Origin of the sequence: Pseudolysinimonas sp., assembly GCF_044239695.1 — a bacterium.
Lineage (GTDB): Bacteria > Actinomycetota > Actinomycetes > Actinomycetales > Microbacteriaceae > Pseudolysinimonas_A.
In genome coordinates this window covers 1-3,681 of sequence record NZ_JBIIAW010000173.1, presented here as the reverse complement: position 1 = coordinate 3,681, position 3,681 = coordinate 1, and the positions used below count along the sequence as shown (strand labels likewise).

The 3,681-nt window shown below is 68.9% G+C and carries 4 protein-coding genes; all 4 read right to left on the bottom strand.

Annotated elements, in window-relative coordinates:
- A partial coding sequence (locus ACILQS_RS15965) for a malate:quinone oxidoreductase (RefSeq protein ID WP_395641114.1) occupies window positions 1–389 on the bottom strand: 389 nt, incomplete at its 3' end.
- Between the two features lie 62 nt (window positions 390–451).
- Window positions 452–1,060 carry an SGNH/GDSL hydrolase family protein gene (locus tag ACILQS_RS15960; protein ID WP_395641113.1) on the bottom strand — a complete coding sequence of 203 codons (609 nt, stop codon included), beginning with the start codon at window positions 1,058–1,060 and terminating at the stop codon, window positions 452–454.
- 74 nt (window positions 1,061–1,134) lie between these two features.
- Entirely contained in the window at window positions 1,135–2,205 is a 1,071-nt protein-coding gene (locus tag ACILQS_RS15955) for an aspartate-semialdehyde dehydrogenase (protein ID WP_395641112.1), read from the bottom strand.
- A 79-nt stretch (window positions 2,206–2,284) separates the two neighbouring features.
- Window positions 2,285–3,571, bottom strand: coding sequence for an aspartate kinase (locus ACILQS_RS15950; protein WP_395641111.1), 1,287 nt, complete (start codon window positions 3,569–3,571; stop codon window positions 2,285–2,287).
- Between the last annotated feature and the right edge of the window lie 110 nt (window positions 3,572–3,681).

Sequence of the window (3,681 nt, the reverse complement as noted above, 5' to 3'; positions counted from 1 at the left end):
TACTCGAGACCCGCGAACAGCGGGTGGTCCTTGAGTGCGTCGAAGCGCTTCTTGAGGAAGGCGACGTTGTCGGCACCCCAGACGAAGCTCATGTGCGGAACCGGGCTGATGAACGCCGACGGCTCGGGCAGCAGCCCCGCGGAGACCAGGTACGACCAGAACTGCCGCGACACCTGGAACTGCTCGTTGACCTTCACCGCGTTGGCGATGTCGATCGAGCCGTCAGGCCGCTCGGGCGTGTAGTTGAGTTCGCACAGCGCGGCGTGGCCGGTGCCGGCGTTGTTCCACGGGTCGGAGCTCTCGCGCGCGACGTCGCCGAGGCGCTCGAAGATCGCGATCTTCCACGTGGGTTCGAGTTGCTGGAGCAGGGTTCCGAGGGTGGCGCTCATGACCCCGCCGCCGATGAGGGCGACGTCGTAGGGTTCAGTCACTCTGCGAGTCTACCGAGCGTTCACAGGCCGAGCTGCGCGAGCTCGGCATCCATCCGGCGGGCCATCTCGGCGTACCCGGCGTCGTTGGGATGCAGGCCGTCCGTCGCCATCCACTCGGGGTGGCCCTCGATCCAGCGCGAGGCGCCCGGGATCCAGTCGGCGCCGATCGCGTCGGCGGCCTCCCGCACCCAGTCGATGATGATCTGCACCGACTCGGGGCGGGCGTCGGTGTACCAGAACGGCTCGACGACGATGACGCGGGCATCCGGCAGTTCGCTCGTCAGGTACGCGAAGTCGGCGGCGATCCGGTCGCGGATGCCGGTGCCGGCGCGCACGTACGAGAAGTTGTCGTTGAGTCCCATCGTCACGAACACGAGGTCGGGATCCTGCGCGACGATCTGCTCCGGCAGGTTCTGGGACGCGCGATTGTTCACGAACCCGAGCCCGTTGACGCTCGGATTGAACTCGGTCCAGCCGCGGTCGGCGCAGATCACCGTCGACCAGCGGTTTGCGAGGTCGGAGGCGCCCGTGCCGAGCGCGTACGAGTCGCCGTAGAAGGCGACCACGGGAGCATCCGGGTCGACCAGCACGTCATCGGCGTCCGGAGACGAACAGGCGGAGAGAAGCATCGCTCCGAGCGCAAACAGTGCGATGCCTCCCCGCCTCATGACAGGGATTCGTCGCACCGGGGCGATCGGATGGGTCAGGCGACCGCCGGAGCCCCGGAGACCAGGCGCGCGGCGACGAGCTCGGCGATCTGCACCGCGTTGAGGGCGGCGCCCTTGCGCAGGTTGTCGTTCGAGATGAAGAGGCTGAGGCCCCGACCCTCGGGCGCGCTCTGGTCGGTACGGATGCGCCCGACGAGACTCGGGTCGGCGCCAGCGGCGTCGAGCGGGGTCGGCACGTCCATGAGCTGCACGCCCGCGGCGGTGCTCAGCAGTTCCGACGCCCGCTCGGGGCTCAGCGGGCGGGCGAACTCGGCGTTGATGCTCAGCGAGTGGCCGGTGAAGACCGGGACGCGCACGCAGGTTCCGCTGACCAGGAGGTCGGGGAGCTCGAGGATCTTGCGGCTCTCGTTGCGGAGCTTCTTCTCCTCGTCGCTCTCACCGAGTCCGTCGTCGACGATCGAGCCGGCGAGCGGCACGACGTTGAAGGCGATGCTCTTCGGGAACTTCACCGCGGCCGGGAGGTCCACCGCGGAGCCGTCATGCACCAGCGCCAGCAGATCCTGGGAAGTCGCGGCGCGGGCCTGCTCGGCGAGCTCCTCGCCGCCGGCGAGTCCGGCGCCCGAGACGGCCTGGTAGGTCGACACGATGAGTCGCTCGAGGCCGGCCTCGGCGTCGAGCACCTTCAGCACCGGCATCGCCGCCATCGTCGTGCAGTTCGGGTTGGCGACGATCCCCTTCCTCACCTCGTCGAGGGCGTGCGGGTTCACCTCGCTCACGATGAGGGGCACGTCGGGGTCCATGCGCCAAGCGCTCGAGTTGTCGATGACGAGCACCCCCGCCGCCGCGAAGCGCGGGGCCTGCACCTTCGACATCGTCGCGCCGGCCGAGAAGATCGCGACGTCGAGACCCGTGGGGTCGGCGGTCTCGGCGTTCTCGACGACGACGTCCTCACCGCGGAACGGGAGCGTCGAGCCCGCGCTGCGGGCGGAGGCGAAGAAGCGGATCTCGGCGATCGGGAAGTCCCGCTCTTCGAGGAGGCGGCGCACGACCGCGCCGACCTGACCGGTGGCGCCGACGACGCCCAGACGGATCCCGTTGCTGCTCATAAGCAAAGAGTTTACGGCTCGGGCCGGGGTCGACGCCGCTTCGGGACCGTCGGGGGATGTCGACATCCCGCCAGTCGCTCTAGCGGCCGGTGCCGCCGTGCACGATGGCGATCTCCTCGGCGTCCAGCCCGAAGGCCTCGTGCACCACGCGCATCGCGTGCTGGAGCTGGTCGGCGCGGGTGACGACCGAGATGCGGATCTCGGAGGTGGAGATCATCTCGATGTTGATCCCGGCGTCGGAGAGGGCGGTGAACAGCTGCGCGGAGACACCGGCCGAGGTGCGCATGCCGGCACCGACGACGGCGAGCTTGCCGATCTGGTCGTCGTACTGCAGCGACTCGAAGCCGCCGGTCTCCTTCTCGGCGGTGAGCGCCGTCATCACCTTCTCTCCGTCGCCCTTCGGGAGGGTGAACGAGATGTCGGTGAGTCCGGTCGCCGCGGCCGAGACGTTCTGCACGATCATGTCGATGTTGGCGCCGGTCTTGGCGACGATCGTGAAGATCTCGGCAGCCTTGCCGGGCACGTCGGGGACGCCCACGACGGTGACCTTCGCCTCGTTGAGGTCGCCGGCGACGCCGGTGATGATCGGCTCTTCCACGCGATCGCCTTCCTTCTTCTCGTCGACGCGTTCGTCGAGCGGCAGCACCCAGGTGCCTTCGTTGTTGTTGAACGACGACCGCACGTGCAGCGTCACCCCGTGGCGCCGCGCGTACTCGACGGCGCGGATGTAGAGCACCTTCGCGCCGGCTGCCGCGAGCTCGAGCATCTCCTCGCTCGTCACGCGGTCGATCTTGTGGGCCTTCGGCACGACGCGGGGGTCGGCCGTGAAGACGCCGTCGACATCCGTATAGATCTCGCAGACGTCGGCGCCGAGCGCGGCGGCGAGCGCGACCGCGGTCGTGTCGGACCCGCCGCGACCGAGCGTGGTGATGTCCTTGCTGTCGCGGTTGAACCCCTGGAAGCCGGCGACGATCGCGATCGCGCCCGCGTCGAGGGCTTCACGCACCCGTCCGGGCGTGACATCCACGATGCGCGCCGAACCGTGCCGGTCGTCGGTGATCATGCCGGCCTGACTGCCGGTGTAGGAGCGGGCGTCGTAGCCCATGCTCTTGATCGCCATCGCCAGCAGCGCCATCGAGATTCGTTCACCGGTGGTGAGCAGCATGTCCATCTCGCGCGGATCCGGGATGGGGGTCACCTCGTGCGCGAGGTCGATCAGCTCGTCGGTGGTGTCGCCCATCGCCGACACCGCGACGACGACGTCGTTGCCGGCCTTGCGCGTCTCGACGATGCGCTTCGCCACCCGCTTGATGCTCTCCGCGTCGGCGACACTCGATCCGCCGAACTTCTGCACGATGAGGCTCACGGTGGTGCTCCTGGGTGGGATGAGAGATCGGGCGAGCGGCCCGCCGGTCAGTTTAGCCGCGCGAGAATCCGCTCATGACACGGCCGTCGCCCCGTCCGGGCCGTGAGGGG